A 19,457-nucleotide genomic window follows, 5' to 3' on the forward strand; every position below is an offset into this window, starting at 1 on the left:
AGGAAAAGAGAATGAGTACTCCTCATATCAATGCGAACAATGGTGATTTTGCTGAAACGGTATTAATGCCCGGTGACCCTTTACGCGCTAAATATATTGCAGAAAACTTCCTTGAAGACGCTCGCCAAGTTACAGGTGTTCGTAACATGTTTGGTTTTACAGGCACATACAATGGTAAACCTGTAAGCATCATGGGTTCTGGTATGGGTATTCCGTCAATGTCTATTTATGCCCGTGAGCTCGTTGTTAGCTACGGTGTTAAGAACCTTATTCGCATCGGTACATGTGGTGGCATTAGTCAAGACACTAAAATCCGTGATGTTATTTTTGCACAAGGTGCAAGTACAGATTCAAATGTAAACCGTGCTCGAGTACGCGGCTATGACTTTGCGGCTATTGCTGATTTCGGTCTATTAGAGAACGGTGTTAACGCAGCGCGTAAACTAGGTATTGAAGCAAAAGTTGGTAACGTATTCACAACAGATACTTTTTACCAAGCTGACGGCTCTTTTTATGAAGAGTTAGACAAGCTTGGTGTATTAGCGGTTGATATGGAAACGGCTGGTATGTATGGCGTTGCCGCTGAATACGGTGCCAAAGCAATGGCATTATTCACAGTTAGTGATCACGTGATCACAGGTGAAGCGACACCAGCTGAAGAAAGACAGAGCACATTTAATGAAATGGTTAAGATTGCTTTAGAGTCGATCTAACGATCTTTATACAGAGTTTTAAGTTGTTATTTGCTCTTAGGTTTTGAGCAAAAAAGTTCCTTGGTAACGTAATCGCTGATTTTTGGAGACACGCCCAAAATGAAAGCGAATCACACCCCAAAAGGCCGCACTGAATAGTGTGGCTTTTTTTTGCCTAAAATTTATGAACTGCTGAGATTTTTGACATATCGGTGCTATCTGCCACAGTTATAGAGTGTGAAATAAACAGAGCTTTTATATGTCTCAATGGGTCAGTGGAAAAATCACGGAAGTAAATTGGTGGACGCCAACACTTTTTACCATCAAGGTTGCTGCAGATGTGGCCCCTTTTCAAGCAGGCCAGTTTACCAAGTTAGCGATGACAATTGGTGATAAAAGAATTGCTAGAGCTTACTCATATGTTAATGCACCGAAAGATCCTGTACTTGAGTTTTACCTGACAGAGGTTGAAGGTGGCAAGTTGACATCAGGTCTTGCTGAACTAGAAGCGGGTGGCAGCATTGATGTTGAGGCAAAAGCAAACGGCTTTTTAACTATTGAAGAGTCACCTAAGCGAGAGATCCTCTGGATGATAGCGTCAGGCACAGGAATTGGTCCTTTTTTGTCTATTTTGGCTGACGGTAAGGTGTGGGATAAATATCAACAAGTCGTACTTATACATAGTGTCAGGTTTAATACAGATTTAACCTACCAAGACTTTATACATGCACACCAAAAGCTGTTTAAACAATTTATTTACTTACCCCTAGTTACCCGAGAAATGCCAGAAAAGGGGCTAAGAGGCAGGATTACAGACTTAATTCGAAACAATGAAATAGCACAGCTTTTCAAGCATGAACGTTTACCTGAAGATTCTCATTTTATGATTTGTGGAAATCCAGACATGGTAAAAGACTTAGCGCAACTTCTCCAAACGCTAGGTTATAAAAGACACCGACGTTCTGAACCTGGTCATATATCGGTCGAACAATACTGGTAAGCTATGAAAAAAGACTGAGATTTGCTAAGGTGCACAAGTTTATGCTGTATTTTTATTAGGTACTTATGAGAGTTTTTAGTTTTATCACTATGTTCTTTTTTTCATTTGCTATTAACGCAAACCCAGCCTTTGAAGAGAAGGCGGCTGAACTAAACAACATTAAAACAGCAGAAGAAAAAGCAGCTGAAAAAGTAATAGATGAGTTAATTGTTGCCTATAATCAACAAAACATTAAATCATTCTTGGCTTTATATGCTGATGATGTAGAGTTCTACATGTACCCACAAAAACTCATGTTTACGGGTAAAGAAGATTTAATCAAGCGATATGGTTTGATGTTTAAAAAAATGAAATGCTTAAATGCAAAATCGCTTAAGCGAATTGTGCATGGCAGCATTGTTATTGATCATGAAAGCTCAGAAATTTGTACTCAGCAAGCAGGTGTAGTTGATAAACGTTCTGAGTTTGTAACTAGCTACCAGATTGAAAAGGGAAAAATTAAAAAGGTGGTATTTTTTAGGTAAATAAAATGAGTAAAGACATGAGGATCCAACTTCTTTACCGCGTTGAACCCGGTTGTTTGGGTCCTGATGGTATCGATTACATCGAAGAGTTTTGCCAATTTGCAGTAAAGAAAATACCGCCTCCCAGTTATGCTATTTTTTCTTTTGTGCCAAGGTATGACAAATTACTCGATGAAAAAGAGTACTCTTTATTAAATCGAAAACTCACCCAAGGACAAATTGATAGCTATTTTCAAAAAATTGAAAAGCCGCTTGAAGAGTTTGAATCTCAAGTTGATGAGTTAATCGCATTCGCAGTTGATGCTTTTTTTGATAGGTGAGTCACCATTACTTGCCTTGAGGAATAAATGAAACTTTTTCTTTATCTAGCCTTTTTATTAAGTATTAAGGTATATGCATCTGAAACGCTTCAAGTCGTGACTGAAGAGTGGTTACCCTATAACTATACAAATGCTGAAGGGCAGCTTGTAGGTCGCTCTACAGACAAAGTGAGAGCTGTTTTGTCTGATGCTGGTGTTGAATATAAAATTACAAGCTATCCATGGTTGCGTTCTATGCATTTGGCTAAGACTCAAGCCAACACCATGATATATTCAATTTATCGTACTCCAGAACGAGAAAGTCAATTTCAATGGGTTTGCCCTTTGATGGCCCCCGTTAAAGAATATTTATTTGCTTTAAAGAAAAGAAATGATATTCAACTTAATTCTCTCGAAGATGCTAAAGACTATTTGATTTCAATCGTGCGCGGTAGCGTAAGTGAAGGGTATCTGACAGACGCAGGTTTTAAGCCAGGTTTAAATTTAGATTTAACCTCAGATCCCGGCTCAAGCCCTCGAAAGTTAGTGGCAGGTCGAGTCGATTTTATTCTTCAAACTGAATACACCGCCTCTGAAAGGATGAAAGAGCTCGGATATGATTACTCTATGCTCAGAAAAGTCATTGAAGTAAAAGAAATAGATAACCGCCGGGCTTGCATGGCATTTAGCCTTAAGACTGACAAAGACTTAGTCAAGCGTGTACAAGCAGCGCTTGATAAATATAATAAAATTCACGATGAGAGTTGAAACCAGTGATTTTGCCTATACATAAAGCGTTGTAAACTAATTCTGAGTAATAAATTATGAATCCAATTATAGCCATACTTAAAGAACACAATATTGCTGATGAGCAAATTAACCAGTTATTTGAAGCGCTAACAGAAAATCCACTTATGGCGATGGGTGTTGTGCAACAACTAGGTATTCCTCAAGAAAAGCTTCAGCAGTTAATGGGCCTAGTCATGCAAAACCCAGGTCTGATTAAAGAAGCTGTAGAAGAATTAGGTTTAGATTTTGCAAAAGTAGAAGCTGCAAAAGAAAAGCTGTCTAACCAGCAATAAACTTTCATAAGCGGGACTCGTCCCGCTTAAATCATATGTTCACTTTGTACAAGTTAAGCTCTCTTTCAGAGTTTAATATGTTTTCAATTCTTTCCTTATTCTCTTCTTGTGCTTCAATGTACATCGTAAGTGCATCTTCTTTATCTTTAAGCATATCTTGGCATGATACATAATGAGAAACTTGCTCGATGCCAATTAAACCGCAAACCCAGATACTAAATAGCACAACAACTACTCCTGCAATCACAAATAGACCAGTAGAAAAGTTAGTCACAGAAGCTGCAATAAATACAGAAATGACGACCAGCAGAGCAAATAATGATTCAGCTTTAATGAGTTGCGCGACCTTGTTTGTTAGCCAGATATGCCAAGGATGTGGTTCGTGGTTACATAGGTGAGTAATGTCCTCAACGTAGGCAAATCCTTTTACTTTATCTTCAATGTTTCTAAAGGTTTTGTAGTTTTGACTGGTAATTAAATAGTACAGCATGGTATTGGCCTCGCTTGAGTTTGTACAAGTCATTACGCTGAAAACAGTGAAGCGATCGCTCTGAGGAGGCTTTAAATAAAGTATTTGGTCAACATTTAGATCTCGCGTTTTATGATTTGTAAATAATGCAGTACAAAAATCACTCAGTTGGTGGGCGCTGCGTGACTTAAGTCACGCAACTTGATGTTAGCAAAATTGCTGGATGAGTTTGGTTTGCTGCTCGATTTGGCTTAATAGCTCTTGGCTTAAATTATGAGAATGCTGACCATGTTGCCCTCCTAAGTCGGCCAGTTAACTAACACTCTCAACATTGAGGTTGATTTGTTTAATGACCACGGATTGCTGTTCTATTGCGGCTGCAAATGAACGGTTCAGATCAGCCAGTTTGGTAACATGGGACTGAATGGTCGATAGGCTTTCACCATTCTTACTTGCAAGCTCCACACTGGTGTTAGACAAAAGGTTTCCTTGGTCCATCGAGCTGACAGCACTTTGTGAGACATCATTCAACTCTTGGATTAGCTGGGTTATTTCTTCTGTTGATACTTGAGTCTTTTGAGCCAAGGCTCTTACTTCATCAGCGACAACAGAAAAACCTCTTCCATGATCGCCGGCTCTTGCTGCTTCAATCGCGGCATTTAATGCCAGCAAGTTAGTTTGCTCAGCAATTGAATTGATGACATTCAAAATGCCATGGATTTTCTCATTTCCAGCAACCAATCTAGATACGGCTTGGTTAACTTCAGCTAAATGCTCATCTAAATGATGTATGGCATCAATAACTTTATCTACCGATGATTTACCATCTTGAGTGTGTTGCTCTGAAGCCATTGCAGCGCGTGAGGCTCGTTCTACATTCGTATTCAACTCTTCGATGGTGACGGTAAAGTCTTGCATGCATTGCACCATTTGTTGAACTTCATTATTTTGTTTTTTTTATAGCTCTGAGACTTGTTGTCCACTTTGCGTATTTTTTTGTGCGTTAATATTTACCCTAAGAGATTCATCATTGACCCGTCCAACAACTGCTCTGACCTTGGCTTGCTGCATTTTTATTGCTAAAGATAATGAACCAACGGCATCGTTATGCCCTGAATACAAGAATGACATAAGGGGGTTGTCATATGCTGCTTTGGCCTCTTTGAGGGTATAAAGGTAACGTTTACGCCATCTCAATTGCATGTACGAAGTTAACATCAGCAAAATAGCGAGCGTCAAAATGGCAGATGAAAAGGTGAGGGCTAATGACATAAAAGCAATAGCGCATGATGTCATCAAACCAAAACTTATCCATTTAGTGCTATCGTAATAGCGGTTGGCGACCTGACCTGCTTGTATTTTTTGGTATGCGCGTTCAGCACGCTTTTTAACTTTGTCATCTAAATGGGTTCTGACGGATTGGTATTCAATGATTTTACCCTGCTCATTTTTTATAGGCGTCACAAAGGCATTCACCCAATAAAACCGGCCATCTTTGCTTTTGTTTTTAACTGGGCCCATCCAGGAGTTACCATCTTGAATTGTGTCCCACATATTTGCAAAAGCTGCTTTAGGCATATCATTGTGGCGCACCAAGTTGTGTGGCTGACCATACATTTCTGTGGTGCTAAAACCAGAGACATCACAAAAAGCCTCATTAGCATAGGTGATCCTGCTATTGGGATCTGTAGTTGAAAGTAGAACGGTTTCTTTTGTTAGTGTTATTTCTTGAGTGTGCCGTGAACTCATACTGGCATTCCATCCTGTTAATGCAAGACGGGCAATATAGTCAAATAAGGTTGATTTATAAACAAAATAACCTAGATAACTGACTTAATTTAGAGCTGATTTGATGAAGATCAGAAGGAGTTAATTAATCTTGGGTGTGTTTATCTTTGAGGTATGAATTTTGTTCAAATCAAAGGCTTTCAATACGCGAAATGAGTTACGAAGCATAATGATTTATGTGAGTGACGAATGACAAAGTAGTGGAAGCCTTTGGTTGAACTCTTCGAGCAGCGCGAGTTGAATATTTATTCGGCGTTATCGGCTGACTTACATAGAATAACTATGCTATGCAGCCTCTGCCTTGCCTAAACATCCAACTCACAGCTGCAAAAACACACAGCAAAGGTCAACACACCCAATACTCCCTTATTATTGTGTTAAATCAATTAAATTGTTTTAGTTTTGTGCAGTTTCAGTTGCTTGCATTCGTTTCGTTAACTTAGCTTTTATATCTGGCCATTGATCGTCAGTGATACTGAAAATAGCAGTATTTCTAAAATTACCGTCAGGTAGTTTTCGTTGTTTGTATGCTAACCCTTCAAACCTGGCACCAAGACGTGTAATTGCATTTCTTGAGACCTTATTATTTTCATGTGTACAAAAGGTGACTCTCACTAAGTTTAAATCCTCAAAGGCATGGCTGAGTAGTAGATATTTTGCATGGGTATTTACATAGGTTTTTTGTGCTGACTTAGCAATGAATGTATGACCTATTTCAACACTATGATTGTGTGTATCAAGTCGAAATAACCGTGTTGTGCCAACGACAGTACCGTAGGCTTTATCTATGATTGCCATGACAATTTGTTCATTCTGGATGAATTGTGCGGTGTTTTTAAACCACAGAGCTAATTTTTCCTCGCTCTCACAATAGTTGTTAAACACCCATTGCCAAATATCTGGGTGACTGCCTGCTTTAAAGAGGGCGTCTAGATGATTTTCAGTTAATGGCGTGAGCTTAACTTTCTCGGTCTCTAATGATATGGGTTTTAACATCTTCGCAATTCCTGACAGTCTCTATGTTCTTTAAGGCAAGTTAGCTGTTCTTAGGTCTAATAAATACAACCAGAATGGAATAATCAACTAGACCAGTGTTAATAGTATTTTATTATTGAGTTAATAAGTGAATTGCGATTTAATGACACTGCGTTGAGAAGATTAAGGATTGATATGACCCGCCTACTATTATTGTGTTTTTGTTTGCTTTGGCACAGAGTCAGCTCAGCAGAAATAGATAACTCAACGATCACTATTGCCATACAAGATGATATAAAACAGCTGTATTTTGAGTTTTTAGACAGCAGAAATATTTTAGATATAAACGACTACAGCAGCTTAAAGGCTTCTCGTGATGTAGTTGAGCATGCGCTACTTGTTAAAGCAATTCGCCTTGGTGGCTTTAAATTACCAATTAATTATATTCAAGTTGATCACCCGCCACGCAGAATTAAATTGATGAAACAGGGGGTAATACATTTAAGTGCTACGCCTCTTTGGTTTAACGAGATTAAACAGTTTGAGCATAAGTTGCATATTAGTAGCGCCGTGTTAGAAGCGGGTCGTGCAGAGGCTGGGCTATATACGCATAGCGAAAATGTTGATGTGCTGTCAGTGAAGCAACCCGCTGAATTAGTTAAGTTAATCGCAGTTTCAAATCAAAATTGGCAGCATGACTGGCAAATACTTAAGCAATTAAACTTTAATGGCATGTATCACACAGGTAAGTACACGACCATGTTAGATATGCTCTATAAAAAACGTGCTGATGTGATGCTAGGACCTTTTCACAATTCTGATGATTTGAGCTTCAAACATAATGGCCAAACTTATGTACCGATCAAAAACTTAAAAGTCATTATGCCTGACAGTCGTCATTTTCCGGTAGCGCGTTTCACCGCTCAAAGTCAGCCTTTGATAAAGGCACTTGAAAAAGGGTTATCAATTTTAAAAGAAAGGGGTGAAATTGAAAAAGCGTATCGTCAGTCTGGATATGTAAATGATAAGGTGAGTAGTTGGCAAATTATTAATACTCCTGCCAAGTTATAGTTGATTCGATATTTAGATAGTCAGCAGAGATTCAAATTGATTTTGTGCGCTTTCATGATAACTCAATTTTTCAATACGACAGTGCCATGCAGCCTTTAGAGATTATTTTTAGTGATGGCAAAGCCAAATATGTGCAAATTATTGACGTATACCGCAATGCAATTCAGTCAGGTTCATTGTTACCTGGTACAGTGCTTCCGTCAGCCAGAGCTCTTTCTTTTTATTACCAAGTAAATCGTCACACTGTGATGAACGCTTTACAAGGTTTAGTGGCTGAAGGGTGGCTGACTTCTATACAAAGAAGTGGCTATGTTGTAAGTGAACATTTACCAATTGATGCCAGTAAAAAATATACTAAACGAAGAAGTGTAAAACCATTTGAGTATAATTTTTCGATGCCCTTACAACAGACAAGTGAAGTCGACCTTTCAGCTTTTGACTATATTTTTGCCGGAGGCTTGCCTGATTTATCTGCTTTTCCTAAACAGAAATTTAAACAATCTTTGAGTATGGCCGCGAGGCAATTCAACGCCCATGACATGCATTATTCAGATAGCGCAGGATTACCTTCACTTAAGCACCAAATTTTAAGATACCTTGGTCAGGCAAGAGCACTAAATGTTGATGATTTACTTATCTGTAATGGCTCACAAGAAGCTTTATATTTGGTTGCTAAAGGGTTTATCAATCAAGGTGACTTTGTTGCGATTGAGACCTTAGGCTACCCGCCTGCAAGACAGGCATTCGAAAGTTGTGGTGCAGCACTAGTCGATATTGCACAAGATGAGCATGGGATATGTGTTGATGACTTAGAAACCCAGCTAAAACTGAGAAAAATCAAGTTACTATATCTAACACCATTACATCAATACCCGACAACAGTGACATTGCCCATAGCTAGGCGCCTAGAAATTTATCAGTTGTGCTATCAATATGGTGTGCTGATCATTGAAGACGATTATGATCATGAATTTCACTATCAGTGTCGGCCTCTTCAGCCAATGGCGGCAGATGATCCCGCGGGTATTGTGATTTATATATCGACCTTTTCTAAAATAATGTGTGCTGGAGCGAGACTCGGCTATTTACATGCTGCCAAACCTGTTCTAGCGTATTTAAAAGGGTTAAAAAAGCTCATTAATCATAAGAATGACGTCTTTACTCAACTGGCGGTCGCGCACTGGATGGAGACAGGAGAGTTTGAACGTCACTTAAAGCGTATGACCAAATCATATAAAGCGCGATGGCAAGCAATGAATAGCACCCTTAATGCTTTAAAAGCGCACGGCCTAAACCTTTCATTTACCAAGCCTGATGGCGGTATGGCATTTTGGCTAAACTGTCATCAAAATGCGGTTGCGTTAAAATTAAGAGCCAGAGAAAAGGGCATTTATTTTCAATCGGAAGAAGAGTTTTATCACTCTAATTCAGTCCGTTCTTTAAAACCAAATGATGGCAAGATTAGTCATATTCGCTTAGGGTTTGCTTCACAAACAGTTGAGCAAGCAGAAGCCGGTATATACAAAATCTTTTCAGAACAATTATAACTCACTCAGTGTTTAGATTATGGATCGCCAACACTGCACTTTTTATGTCTTTTAAGTCTTCTTGCATGGTTTTTTTAAGTTGTTCTGTCATGAATCGTGACATGAGCTTTCCCATAATTTTTGCAAACAAGCTTTGAGGGACACCTGTAAAACCCATAATAAGTTCACATTGATCTGTGCCTTCAATAATCTTCATCTCAGAGTAATAATCGCAACCATGATTTTGTGCTTTGGTCTTATAGAATGAGTAAGTTTGTGACTCTGTGATCCACATTGTCTCTGTGGCATCTTTACCAAACATGGTTCTAGTTTCTTGCCATTTTAGGCCTTTAAGCCCCTCTTTAGGTTGCTCAATAATCACTAGGCTTTTTATGGCAGAAATGTGCTGGTGGGCATGACGTATATCGCTTATGACGCGCCATACTTGCTCTTTTTTTGCTGGAATAATAATGGACTGTTGAACGTTCATAAAATTCTATGCTTTATCGTTTTTATAAAGCATAGATTTAGATTGTCGATTTTTCACGTTACATAAGAGTTATCTTTGAAGCGAGAATATCACCTTGCTTTAGCTGATGTTTTGTGACGAATAAGTTGGTACTTATCGCCATGCAGGCGCAGTTCATATAGTTTATCGTATTCATCTTCTTCAATGTTCACTCGATGCCCTGAAAGCAGCTTCACAAGTTGAGGTGTTGTATTGCTGTGACCTACAACAACGGCTACACCATTTAATAACTTTAACTCTCCTGCAAATTGCACCAGTTCTCTTGGGTTATAGCTTTGGACTTTGAGTGAAGTCGCCCTTGCCAGTGGCGTGATGGTTTGTTGAGTTCGATTGTAGTTAGTGCTGAAAAGCTGTGTTGGTTTGGCTGACAAAAGCTGCTTGGCAATGTTATTGGCTCTGAGCTTTCCTTTATCCGTTAATGACGGATCACTACCACTGGCTTTTTCACTGTGGCGTAATAAAAAGATTTGCTCTGGTGATGCCATAAGTTGACTCGAAAAGAGCAACGAGATAACCGCGAATAAACTGAACTTCATTTTTATACTCCTTAATCTCAGTTTAGAAACCGTTGTTAATTCTTACATTAACAGTCTATTACTTCATTTCAATGACTTAAGCATTTTTAAATTACACGAGTGACTTATACCAACCCTCAAAATAGAACGCTTAATTAAAAGAATTGGTATTAGCTAAAAAGTGTCCGATGCGGACACTTTTATCGTCCGCGGACAAGCGTACAAGAGCCTGAAAATCTATAAGCTCATGAAAATATTGGTTTTTAAAGTTTGGCACAGTCTTGGTATCTATTTAGACATAATAGGCTCAGGAGCAAGACAATGATTTTAACGACCGCTTTTTTTGTATCACTCCTTTTGATGTTGTTGATGTCATTGCTTATCAGCTGCACCGAGCAATTTTTGAATCAATAAGGAATAAGTATGATCAGAGATACCAGTGGCCAAGATCAAATGGTCCAATATAAGCCCAAAAGAATAAAACCTGTACTGTTGATTGCTGGTGTACTGTCGCTTGTTACTTGGGCAGGTTACGCCATGATGAATACCGATAATGTCAGCCAGTCTGTTGATAAAGCCCAGCTACAAATTGCGACGGTCATTAAAGGTGACCTAGTCAGAGATATCGCTACAACAGGTAAAATAGTTGCTGCTAATGCACCAAAAGCTTACAGCCCAGAGCAAGGCTTTGTCACCTTGCAAGTGAAAGCAGGTGACAGTGTAGAGAAGGGGCAGGTGATCGCAGAGGTAGAAAGTCCGGAGCTGAATAACAGTTTAAAGCAACAAGAATCAGAGCTTGCCAGACTACAAGGCGAACTTGCCAGAAGTGAGCTAGAAGCAAGGCGCCAGACTTTAACACTTAATAAAACATTAGACATGGCGCAAGTAGAACTCAGTGCCGCTGAGCGTGAAAACCGAAGAGCAAAATTATCAATAGAGAAAAGCCTGATCAGTCAAATTGATTTAGAAAAAGCCGTCGATGATTTAGCCAAAGCTAAGCTGACGTTTAAACATGCGCAGCAAGAGGTTGAGCTCGCCAAAGATACCTTGGCGTTTGAGTTACAATCATCGCAAAGCCAAGTTGCTAGACAGCAACTGGTGGTTGATGAACTTCAAAGAAAAGTCAGCAACTTAAATGTAAAAGCCAGTGTATCCGGCATCGTTGGTAACTTGCTGGTGCAACCTAGAGCCATGGTGACTAAAAACCAAGCCTTACTCACTTTAGTCGATTTGTCCGCTTTTGAAGCAGAATTGCAAGTACCAGAGAGCTATGCCAATGATTTAGGGATCGGCATGCAAGTAGAGCTGAAAATGGGCACTGAGCTAGTTAAAGGTACGTTGTCAGCCATTTCGCCAGAGGTGAATAACCGTGAAGTAACCACGCGTGTGCGCTTTAACCAAAGTGATATTAGCAATATACGTCAAAACCAGCGTTTATCAGGGCGTATCTTATTAGAAAACCGCAGCGATGTATTAATGGTAAAGCGTGGAGCATTTATGAATGCGGGTGGCTACGTGGCTTACAAGCTTAATGGCGAACGTGCAGAACGCATCGAAATCAACACCGGTGTCACCAGTATTAACCATGTGGAAGTGTTAAGTGGACTTGCACAAGGCGATGAAATCATCATTTCAAATTACGACACATTTAAAAATGCCGATGCCGTATTGTTGAGATAAGTATTACAGAGATAACAACAAGCACATTTAGGCATCATCAACAGAATATAGACCGAATTAAAAAGGAAAGAACAATGTTAAAAATGAATAATATCAGCAAGATGTACCAAACAGAGATGGTTCAAACACATGCTTTACGTGACTTTAATTTAAATGTTGAAGAAGGTGAATTTATTGCTGTAACTGGCCCGTCGGGTTCAGGTAAAACCACCTTTTTGAATATTGCGGGCATGTTAGAACCCTTCACTGGTGGCGAATACTTATTGGATGGCATTGATGTTGGCAAACTGAATGACAATCAACGTGCGGACTTACGTAACCAAAAAATTGGTTTTATCTTCCAGGGCTTTAACCTCATTCCAGATTTAAACTTGTACGAAAACGTTGAAGTGCCTTTACGTTATCGTGGGATCAAAGCGGCTGAGCGCAAACGCCGAATTGAGCAGTGTTTAGAGCAGGTGGGGCTAGCTAGCCGTGCTAAGCATTTACCTCAGCAACTCTCTGGTGGTCAACAACAGCGTGTTGCCATTGCACGTGCGCTGGCTGGTGAACCTCGCTTTTTATTGGCCGATGAACCAACAGGTAATCTAGATAGCTTAATGGCACGTCAAGTTATGGAGCTGCTTGAGCAAATCAACCGAGATGGCGCCACCATAATCATGGTAACGCACGACGCGGAGTTAGCTCGTCGTGCACCGCGCAATATTCAGGTAGTAGACGGCCAACTTGCTGATTTTACGCTATATCAGGGTAATCCAAATATGGCAGTAGGAGCTTAATATGTTCAGTCATTATATAGATTTAAGTTGGCGGAGCTTTAAACGCACGCCATTAGTAAGCCTGTTAATGGTAATTGCCATAGGAGTTGGTATTGGCATTACAATGACCAGCTTGTCGGTTTACCACATGATGTCGATGGACCCTATTCCTGAAAAGAGTGACAAACTGTTTGCGGTACAACTGCAAAGTATGGATGAAGGAGAAAGCTGGTGGTCGCCTGACAGCATGCCATACCAGTTAACTTATCGTGATACTGAAAATTTATTAAACGCGGATTTACCATTTAAACGCGCAGCTTTGATGAAAACCGGTTTTTCGGTGCACTTAAACTCAGATAAAGTGAAACCATTTTTAGAGCAAACACGCGTGGCGTCAAGAGATGCATTTGATATGTTTAATCTGTCATTCATCAATGGCGGCGTGTGGAGCAAAGAGCAGGAAAGTAGTGCAGCTCCAGTCGCTGTAATCTCTCAAAGCATTAGCAAAAAATTATTCGGTACGAGTAATAGTGTAGGGGAAACCTTTTATCTTGATGATTTAAGTGTGCGTGTTGTCGGGGTGATCGAAGACTGGAAGTTACACATAAAATATTTCGACCTAAACAATGGCTCTTTCAACAAACCAGAGCATATTTTTATTCCGTTCTCATTGATCAAAGCGAATGAAATAGACACTTGGGGAAACACCAATGGTTGGAAACATGAACCTGTAAAAGTCTTTAACGACAAGCTGCAATCAGAAAAATTTTGGTTACAGTTTTGGGTAGAGTTAAACAATGCCTCTGAGAAACGTGTTTTTGAAGCGTATTTAGAAAACTATATTGCTGAAGAAAAGAAAGCTGGACGTTTTACGCGTGAAAAAGCCGAATATAAGCTTAGAGATGTAAATCAATGGATCAGTTACTGGGAGGTGGTGAACGAAGATAACAAGATTATGGTTGCACTGAGCTTTATGTTTTTGGCGGTATGTTTAGCTAACATTCTTGGTCTTTTACTGGCGAAATTCTTACGCCGAGCGCCAGAAGTGGGCGTGCGACGAGCACTTGGCGCAAGTAAGAAACAAGTGTTTTTCCAGCACATTGTTGAAGTTGGTATGTTGGGACTTTTTGGTGGTGTTATCGGCATTATTGTGGCGCAAGTTGGTTTATTTGGTATACGTCAAAGCCTGAGTTATTACGATGCACTCGCGAATATGGACATTTCAATGCTGATGACCGCGCCGTTAATCGCCATTTCAGCGTGTATTATCGCCGGTCTTTACCCCGCTTGGTTAGTATGTAACACCACACCAGCTACTTATCTCAAAACCCAATAGGAGCCTGACATGTTAGAAATTAAACCTATTTTCAATGCCTTGTTGCGCTCCAAAGTGGGGGCAGTGTTGTTGCTAATACAAATAGCGATTACAACAGCCATTGTTAGCAATGCAGCTTTTATCATTAAAGATAGACTCGATTATTTAAACCAGCCAACGGGGTATGAAGAAGAAAATATTTTTAAGTTTAACGTAATGACCTTTGGCACTGACGTTGATTTAATCCAACAGATAGATTTAGATGAGCAGATGCTCAGAGCCATGCCGGGTGTTGTTGATGCTGTTCAGATCAGTGCTGTGCCACTGTCGGGGGGAGGTTCGTCAACGGGTTTTAGATTAAAACCCGTACCAGAAAAGTCAAAATCGGTGAACGCCAGTTACTTTGAAACAGACGAGCACGGTTTAAACACCTTAGGTGTTAACTTAATTGCTGGTCGCAACTTTACTGAAGATGAAGTTGTGTTGAATCGAGACTATAGCAAATTCCCTAAAGTGGCGTTGGCAACTAAAGCATTGATGGACGATCTGTATCCCGGTGAGGATGGATTAGGCAAAGTGATTTATATGGGCGACCAGCCTTTAACAATTGTCGGTATTATCGGCATGATGAAAGGCCCTTGGCTGAAACTTGAAAACCGTAAAGATAAATCAGTATTACTACCGACAGTGAGCCCAGGTAAGCTTCATCAGTTTTTAGTTCGTACAGAGCCAGGACGCCGCGCCGAGGTGATGAAGCAAATTGAAAGTGCGATGCATTCAAATTACGCAAAGCGCGTTATTCAAGATTTAACCGGGCTGGATGTAAAAAAAGCAGATTATGTTGCCGAAGACCGATTAATGATGCGTATGCTAGTGATATTAATCAGTGTACTAGTATTAGTTACAGCCTTGGGTATTTTTGGCCTTACCTTGTTTAATATTAATAAGCGCACAAAGCAAATCGGTACAAGGCGCGCGCTGGGGGCTCGCAAATCAGCGATTATCAGTTACTTTGTGGTCGAAAACAGCCTAATTTGTGTAGCTGGTTTAGTACTAGGGGTATGTGGTGCAGTGTTACTCGGTCAACAGCTTATGGCACATTACTCAGTCCCTGCGTTATCAAACTGGTATGTTGCAATCACAGCCGTTGCAGTTTTTGTGATCAGTTTATTAGCGGTGATTGGGCCAGCACGGCGTGCGGCTAATATCGATCCAAGTATTGCAACAAGAACAATTTAACTTCTAAATACTCAATCTATTAGTTCGTGCTACACTCAAGCCTTTGGTGTAGCACGAATAATAAAACGAAAATACATGGACAAAATACTCATCATTGACGATAACCAAGCTGTACTCGATGCGTTATCGCTATTGCTCGAAATACATGGTTATGATGTTGTGACAGCACATACCCCTTTCGAAGCCGAGCAAGTTGTTCGCTATCAACGTATTGCCTTGGCTATTCAAGATATGAACTTTACCGCTGACACCACATCGGGTGAAGAAGGCAAAAATCTCTTTTATCAACTGCGTGCACTCAATGCACACTTACCTATTATTCTGATCACCGCATGGACAGAGCTTGAAACCGCCATAGAGTTAGTGAAAGCGGGCGCTGCTGATTACATTGCCAAGCCTTGGGATGATAATAAATTACTGACCAGCATTGCAAACCTGATTGAATTGGGTAAGGCCAAGCAAGACAACGATACATTTAACCGCCAACAAGATGAGCGACACTCTGCCCATGAGCAGGCAAATTTAGCTGGTCTTGTGTATGCAAGCACAGCCATGGAGCGAGTAGTAGATATGGCATTGCAACTCGCTAAGTCAGACGTGTCGGTATTGATCACTGGGCCAAACGGCAGTGGTAAAGAGCGTATTGCCGAAATTGTGCAGCTAAATTCTGCTTTGGCAGACAAATCATTTATTAAAGTTAATGCAGGCGCATTGCCCAGTGAGTTAATCGAGGCTGAGCTATTTGGCGCAGAAGCGGGTGCCTACACAGGCGCTAATAAACAGCGTATTGGTCGTTTTGAAGCTGCTGATGGCGGCACGTTATTTTTAGATGAAATTGGCAATTTACCTCCGTCAGGGCAAATGAAGCTTCTTAGAGTTTTGCAAACGGGTGAGTTTGAGCGCTTAGGATCAGTGCAAACACAAAAGGTCAGTGTACGGGTTATTTCGGCGACTAATGCTGACTTATTACAAGACATAAAAGCTGGCAGGTTTCGAGAAGATTTATATTACCGACTGAATGTCATAGAGCTCAGGCTGCCTCCATTGTGTGAACGAAAAGACGACATCGTTCCACTTATAAAACACTTCTTGCCAGAGCGAGAATTTGGATTAGCCACTGAGCAGGCTTTGACGAGCTATGCTTGGCCGGGAAATGTCAGAGAGCTTGAAAACGCCTGTAAGCGGGCTGCTGTTCTAAAGCCAAATGGTGCACTGGAATTTACCGACTTTGGTTTACACCAAACACAAAATGTAACGCTTCCAAACTCAAATAAAGAACCTGATAAAGATGAAATAGAGGCGGCAATGCGTGAGTATCATGGGGTTGTTGCCAAAGTAGCAAGGCATTTTGGACTCTCACGACAAGCGCTATATAGACGCTTACAAAAATTCGATATCGACTACTAATAAAATTAAAACGTTAACTTTTATGAAATCACTCACAGCCAATCTCAGTACTAGACATAAATTGCAGTTAGCTACAATTTTAAGTGTGGTCTTGGCGTTAGTGCCCGTACTACTTGTGCTTGGCGCATCAAGTACACTCAGCCTGATTAGTTTGGGTTTGGCCGTTGTTCTCGCTTGGTTTGTGAGTGGTCTAATTACTCAACCGATTAACTCAGGCATTAAAGCGTTAGAAACGGGCTTGTTGAACTTCAAAGACGGTGAGTTTTCGAGCTTGCTTGCATACAGTGAATACGATGAACTAGGGCGATTGTGTCTTACTTATAACCAAACCGCCGAGCAGCTTAGACAAGAGAAACAATGGATTTATCAGCGTGAATTGATGCTAGATAAAGTGTTGCAGTCTTCTCCGCAAGCTCTAGTTTTGATAGACAGCAATAACCATGTGGTCTTCAGTAATAACAGTGCCAAACTGTTATTTAATAGTGAGCAGAAACTTGAAGGTCTAACTCGCAATGAACTCTATGCTTTTGGCAGTGAGCAAATTCAAAATGCGATGGAAGCAGGCAGAGATGGACTATTTCATCTAAAGCGCGCTCATTCAAATGATAGTCAATTAAAGCAAGATGACGAAGCCCAGACTTGGCACCTTTCAACCGGACAGTTCTTGTTAAATAACCATAGCCACCGTTTATATATTTTTAAACAGCTTACTCGTGAACTGAGTCGTCAAGAAGTGGCAGTATGGAAGAAGGTGATACGCATCATCAGTCATGAGCTGAATAATTCATTGGGTCCTATGTCATCTATGCTGCACAGTGGAAAAATACTGACGCAAAACCTCGATGAACCAAGGCTAGGGCGGGTATTTTCGACCATGCAAGAGCGCATAAATCACCTGAACGAGTTTGTTCAAGGTTACGGCAAGTTTGCCAAATTGCCTCAACCAAAACTCGAAGTAATTGATTGGTCGAGTTTATTGAACAGTGTTAAGCAAGAGTGGGCTTTTAGTATTGAAGGGGATATCCCAAACGTTGAATGCCTTGCAGACAGAGTTCAGCTAGAGCAGCTTCTTATTAATTTGCTTAAAAATGCACACGAATCGGGCTCAGAAGCTGAACAGATTAAAGTAAAAATTGAAGCTAAATCTCAAGTTACATTACTTAGAGTGAGCGATGCAGGCAAAGGTATGAGTGAAGCGGTTATGGCGAATGCCCTTGTACCTTTTTATTCAACCAAAGCAAGTGGAAGTGGCTTGGGGCTTGCGCTTTGTCGAGAAATCGCAGAAGCCCATCATGGTCAACTAAGTTTGCATAACCGAGGTGATGGGAAAACGGGCTTAGTTGTTCAGGTGCTTTTCCCAAGTTAACTCGATTTTAGTTTAGTTGATGTTTGTTTCCTCTGGTTTGCAATCAGAGGGCTTTTCGAGCCAATACACGGTATTAGAAATAACCACAATACTACCTGATACCACAAAGCTCGCCGCAGTCACTACACCATAACTAGCCATTAATAGCGCACATGCCTCGTTTGAGCAATTTGCCATAGGGATTGCTTCTTCTAGTGCTAATACCTTCTTTTTACGCATGACATTACATTTTTCATCATAGCTATGTGTGTTTTCTGGGACGTAAACGCATCCCATTAAAAGTGTTAGTAGTAGTGTCGTGATAAGCGTTTTCATATGCATCCATGTATTTATTAATATTAGTATGAGGAGTGTATTTTATTGAGTACCTAAATACTGTAAGAAAATGTTTATGAGTCGATATAATCTGAAGAACAAAGATATAATCAAACTATATAGAGCAAGAAGAGACATAATTGTGTTTAAAAAGCTTAAAGCATTATTAGCTGATTTCAGTAATGAATTACAGCAAACCAACAAGCCTGAGAATTCAATTGACTTTAATACAGGGCTTGCAGCTCTGTTAGTTGAAGTCATGCGCGCTGACAGCAAAATTGAGCAATCGGAACTCGATAAGATTGCCGAAATTTTAAAAACACAGTGTGAGCTAGATGAAAGCCAGGTTAAAGTTCTGATAGATAAAGTAAGACCTATGGTTGAAGCTGCGCTAGATTTGCACCAATTTGTAAAAGAAGTGAATGCGAAAACAAGCTACGAAGAACGTATGGAAGTGATCGAGTTGTTATGGCATGTTGCTTTTGCAGATGGTCATTTAGATGATTATGAAGATCACATCATTCGTAAAATATCGAGTTTGATGTATGTTGCACATGTAGATTTTGTGGCAGCTAAAATACGTGTGCAAGAGAGTTTAGATATCTAATCAAGTTTACTTTGCAAGTTTGTTTAGACTCTCAGCCTTCAATCATGATGCACTCATATCAATTTAACTACCTCACAAAAAGAGCAAAATAAAACACTGTTTTTATATACAGAGTTTTATTTTTGACGCATAACATTATTACAGCGCGTTTTGTCCAATTTTCACAACTGTATAAAATTGGACATTCTAAACTCATGTTTACAATGAACTTTTCTTGTGTGAATATTGGGACATGTAATATAGCCCGTTTTGTCGGTATTTATTCAGGCAATTTGGGAGAGAATAAGCTGTTATAAACCT

The 19,457-nt window shown here is 40.1% G+C and carries 22 protein-coding genes; 15 read left to right on the top strand and 7 right to left on the bottom strand.

From position 1 onward, the window contains the following. Positions 1–11: 11 nt before the first annotated feature. The 6 genes from deoD (at position 12) to ACGHEH_RS20615 (ending at position 3,597) form a co-directional block, all read left to right on the top strand. Positions 12–713, top strand: a complete 702-nt coding sequence (gene deoD / locus ACGHEH_RS20590; RefSeq protein WP_390449319.1) for a purine-nucleoside phosphorylase — start codon at positions 12–14, stop codon at positions 711–713. A gap of 238 nt (positions 714–951) precedes the next feature. Then, on the top strand, positions 952–1,692 hold the full coding sequence (locus ACGHEH_RS20595) for a ferredoxin--NADP reductase (protein ID WP_390449322.1): 741 nt from the start codon (positions 952–954) through the stop codon (positions 1,690–1,692). A gap of 65 nt (positions 1,693–1,757) precedes the next feature. Next, on the top strand, positions 1,758–2,216 hold the full coding sequence (locus tag ACGHEH_RS20600) for a nuclear transport factor 2 family protein (protein WP_390449326.1): 459 nt from the start codon (positions 1,758–1,760) through the stop codon (positions 2,214–2,216). 5 nt (positions 2,217–2,221) lie between these two features. Beyond that, a complete protein-coding gene (locus ACGHEH_RS20605) occupies positions 2,222–2,536 on the top strand; it encodes a hypothetical protein (protein ID WP_390449329.1) in 315 nt (104 codons plus the stop codon). A 27-nt stretch (positions 2,537–2,563) separates the two neighbouring features. Then, entirely contained in the window at positions 2,564–3,283 is a 720-nt protein-coding gene (locus ACGHEH_RS20610) for a substrate-binding periplasmic protein (RefSeq protein ID WP_390449332.1), read from the top strand. Between the two features lie 56 nt (positions 3,284–3,339). Beyond that, positions 3,340–3,597, top strand: coding sequence for a DUF2999 family protein (locus ACGHEH_RS20615; protein WP_390449335.1), 258 nt, complete (start codon positions 3,340–3,342; stop codon positions 3,595–3,597). Between the two features lie 31 nt (positions 3,598–3,628). Here the strand turns inward: ACGHEH_RS20615 and ACGHEH_RS20620 are convergent, their stop codons facing one another. From ACGHEH_RS20620 to ACGHEH_RS20635, 4 genes are all read right to left on the bottom strand, one after another. After that, a complete protein-coding gene (locus ACGHEH_RS20620) occupies positions 3,629–4,087 on the bottom strand; it encodes a hypothetical protein (RefSeq protein WP_390449338.1) in 459 nt (152 codons plus the stop codon). Between the two features lie 291 nt (positions 4,088–4,378). Next, entirely contained in the window at positions 4,379–4,984 is a 606-nt protein-coding gene (locus ACGHEH_RS20625; protein WP_390449340.1) for a methyl-accepting chemotaxis protein, read from the bottom strand. 39 nt (positions 4,985–5,023) lie between these two features. Next, on the bottom strand, positions 5,024–5,815 hold the full coding sequence (locus ACGHEH_RS20630) for a PAS domain-containing protein (protein ID WP_390449343.1): 792 nt from the start codon (positions 5,813–5,815) through the stop codon (positions 5,024–5,026). A 435-nt stretch (positions 5,816–6,250) separates the two neighbouring features. Further along, on the bottom strand, positions 6,251–6,850 hold the full coding sequence (locus tag ACGHEH_RS20635; protein ID WP_390449346.1) for a GNAT family N-acetyltransferase: 600 nt from the start codon (positions 6,848–6,850) through the stop codon (positions 6,251–6,253). Between the two features lie 174 nt (positions 6,851–7,024). Here ACGHEH_RS20635 and ACGHEH_RS20640 point away from each other — a divergent pair, with 174 nt between their 5' ends. Next, entirely contained in the window at positions 7,025–7,900 is an 876-nt protein-coding gene (locus ACGHEH_RS20640) for a hypothetical protein (protein WP_390449348.1), read from the top strand. Positions 7,901–7,986: 86 nt separating this feature from the next. Next, entirely contained in the window at positions 7,987–9,447 is a 1,461-nt protein-coding gene (locus ACGHEH_RS20645; protein ID WP_390449351.1) for a PLP-dependent aminotransferase family protein, read from the top strand. A gap of 1 nt (position 9,448) precedes the next feature. Here the strand turns inward: ACGHEH_RS20645 and ACGHEH_RS20650 are convergent, their stop codons facing one another. Then, positions 9,449–9,916, bottom strand: a complete 468-nt coding sequence (locus tag ACGHEH_RS20650) for an SRPBCC family protein (RefSeq protein WP_390449353.1) — start codon at positions 9,914–9,916, stop codon at positions 9,449–9,451. 89 nt (positions 9,917–10,005) lie between these two features. Beyond that, positions 10,006–10,491, bottom strand: coding sequence for a SixA phosphatase family protein (locus ACGHEH_RS20655; RefSeq protein WP_390449355.1), 486 nt, complete (start codon positions 10,489–10,491; stop codon positions 10,006–10,008). Positions 10,492–10,893: 402 nt separating this feature from the next. Here ACGHEH_RS20655 and ACGHEH_RS20660 point away from each other — a divergent pair, with 402 nt between their 5' ends. The 6 genes from ACGHEH_RS20660 (at position 10,894) to ACGHEH_RS20685 (ending at position 18,235) form a co-directional block, all read left to right on the top strand. Next, a complete protein-coding gene (locus ACGHEH_RS20660; protein WP_390449357.1) occupies positions 10,894–12,150 on the top strand; it encodes an efflux RND transporter periplasmic adaptor subunit in 1,257 nt (418 codons plus the stop codon). Positions 12,151–12,224: 74 nt separating this feature from the next. Further along, a complete protein-coding gene (locus tag ACGHEH_RS20665; protein WP_058032267.1) occupies positions 12,225–12,929 on the top strand; it encodes an ABC transporter ATP-binding protein in 705 nt (234 codons plus the stop codon). 1 nt (position 12,930) lies between these two features. Next, positions 12,931–14,244: an ABC transporter permease gene (locus tag ACGHEH_RS20670; RefSeq protein WP_138481305.1), complete on the top strand. Its 1,314-nt coding sequence runs from the start codon at positions 12,931–12,933 to the stop codon at positions 14,242–14,244. A 9-nt stretch (positions 14,245–14,253) separates the two neighbouring features. Beyond that, complete coding sequence (locus tag ACGHEH_RS20675; RefSeq protein ID WP_349287875.1) at positions 14,254–15,462, top strand: FtsX-like permease family protein; 1,209 nt, start codon at positions 14,254–14,256, stop codon at positions 15,460–15,462. Positions 15,463–15,537: 75 nt separating this feature from the next. Then, positions 15,538–16,869: a sigma-54-dependent transcriptional regulator gene (locus ACGHEH_RS20680; RefSeq protein WP_390449362.1), complete on the top strand. Its 1,332-nt coding sequence runs from the start codon at positions 15,538–15,540 to the stop codon at positions 16,867–16,869. Positions 16,870–16,891: 22 nt separating this feature from the next. Further along, entirely contained in the window at positions 16,892–18,235 is a 1,344-nt protein-coding gene (locus ACGHEH_RS20685) for a sensor histidine kinase (RefSeq protein ID WP_390449365.1), read from the top strand. A 12-nt stretch (positions 18,236–18,247) separates the two neighbouring features. On the opposite strand, the gene ACGHEH_RS20690 is transcribed toward ACGHEH_RS20685, so the two are convergent. Continuing rightward, complete coding sequence (locus ACGHEH_RS20690; protein WP_390449367.1) at positions 18,248–18,550, bottom strand: hypothetical protein; 303 nt, start codon at positions 18,548–18,550, stop codon at positions 18,248–18,250. Between the two features lie 76 nt (positions 18,551–18,626). On the opposite strand from ACGHEH_RS20690, the gene ACGHEH_RS20695 reads away from it, so the two are divergent. Continuing rightward, positions 18,627–19,157 carry a TerB family tellurite resistance protein gene (locus ACGHEH_RS20695; protein WP_390449369.1) on the top strand — a complete coding sequence of 177 codons (531 nt, stop codon included), beginning with the start codon at positions 18,627–18,629 and terminating at the stop codon, positions 19,155–19,157. The last annotated feature ends 300 nt before the right edge of the window (positions 19,158–19,457 follow it).

It is taken from the genome of Pseudoalteromonas sp. MTN2-4 (assembly GCF_042848605.1).
Lineage (GTDB): Bacteria > Pseudomonadota > Gammaproteobacteria > Enterobacterales > Alteromonadaceae > Pseudoalteromonas.

What these genes read in the sequence shown, in the direction of transcription:
- deoD (WP_390449319.1), top strand. Translation starts at nt 12, where the DNA reads ATGAGTACTCCTCATATCAATGCGAACAATGGTGATTTTGCTGAAACG.
- ACGHEH_RS20595 (WP_390449322.1), top strand. Translation starts at nt 952, where the DNA reads ATGTCTCAATGGGTCAGTGGAAAAATCACGGAAGTAAATTGGTGGACG.
- ACGHEH_RS20600 (WP_390449326.1), top strand. Translation starts at nt 1,758, where the DNA reads ATGAGAGTTTTTAGTTTTATCACTATGTTCTTTTTTTCATTTGCTATT.
- ACGHEH_RS20605 (WP_390449329.1), top strand. Translation starts at nt 2,222, where the DNA reads ATGAGTAAAGACATGAGGATCCAACTTCTTTACCGCGTTGAACCCGGT.
- ACGHEH_RS20610 (WP_390449332.1), top strand. Translation starts at nt 2,564, where the DNA reads ATGAAACTTTTTCTTTATCTAGCCTTTTTATTAAGTATTAAGGTATAT.
- ACGHEH_RS20615 (WP_390449335.1), top strand. Translation starts at nt 3,340, where the DNA reads ATGAATCCAATTATAGCCATACTTAAAGAACACAATATTGCTGATGAG.
- ACGHEH_RS20620 (WP_390449338.1), bottom strand. Translation starts at nt 4,087, where the DNA reads ATGCTGTACTATTTAATTACCAGTCAAAACTACAAAACCTTTAGAAAC.
- ACGHEH_RS20625 (WP_390449340.1), bottom strand. Translation starts at nt 4,984, where the DNA reads ATGCAAGACTTTACCGTCACCATCGAAGAGTTGAATACGAATGTAGAA.
- ACGHEH_RS20630 (WP_390449343.1), bottom strand. Translation starts at nt 5,815, where the DNA reads ATGAGTTCACGGCACACTCAAGAAATAACACTAACAAAAGAAACCGTT.
- ACGHEH_RS20635 (WP_390449346.1), bottom strand. Translation starts at nt 6,850, where the DNA reads ATGTTAAAACCCATATCATTAGAGACCGAGAAAGTTAAGCTCACGCCA.
- ACGHEH_RS20640 (WP_390449348.1), top strand. Translation starts at nt 7,025, where the DNA reads ATGACCCGCCTACTATTATTGTGTTTTTGTTTGCTTTGGCACAGAGTC.
- ACGHEH_RS20645 (WP_390449351.1), top strand. Translation starts at nt 7,987, where the DNA reads ATGCAGCCTTTAGAGATTATTTTTAGTGATGGCAAAGCCAAATATGTG.
- ACGHEH_RS20650 (WP_390449353.1), bottom strand. Translation starts at nt 9,916, where the DNA reads ATGAACGTTCAACAGTCCATTATTATTCCAGCAAAAAAAGAGCAAGTA.
- ACGHEH_RS20655 (WP_390449355.1), bottom strand. Translation starts at nt 10,491, where the DNA reads ATGAAGTTCAGTTTATTCGCGGTTATCTCGTTGCTCTTTTCGAGTCAA.
- ACGHEH_RS20660 (WP_390449357.1), top strand. Translation starts at nt 10,894, where the DNA reads ATGATCAGAGATACCAGTGGCCAAGATCAAATGGTCCAATATAAGCCC.
- ACGHEH_RS20665 (WP_058032267.1), top strand. Translation starts at nt 12,225, where the DNA reads ATGTTAAAAATGAATAATATCAGCAAGATGTACCAAACAGAGATGGTT.
- ACGHEH_RS20670 (WP_138481305.1), top strand. Translation starts at nt 12,931, where the DNA reads ATGTTCAGTCATTATATAGATTTAAGTTGGCGGAGCTTTAAACGCACG.
- ACGHEH_RS20675 (WP_349287875.1), top strand. Translation starts at nt 14,254, where the DNA reads ATGTTAGAAATTAAACCTATTTTCAATGCCTTGTTGCGCTCCAAAGTG.
- ACGHEH_RS20680 (WP_390449362.1), top strand. Translation starts at nt 15,538, where the DNA reads ATGGACAAAATACTCATCATTGACGATAACCAAGCTGTACTCGATGCG.
- ACGHEH_RS20685 (WP_390449365.1), top strand. Translation starts at nt 16,892, where the DNA reads ATGAAATCACTCACAGCCAATCTCAGTACTAGACATAAATTGCAGTTA.
- ACGHEH_RS20690 (WP_390449367.1), bottom strand. Translation starts at nt 18,550, where the DNA reads ATGAAAACGCTTATCACGACACTACTACTAACACTTTTAATGGGATGC.
- ACGHEH_RS20695 (WP_390449369.1), top strand. Translation starts at nt 18,627, where the DNA reads ATGAGTCGATATAATCTGAAGAACAAAGATATAATCAAACTATATAGA.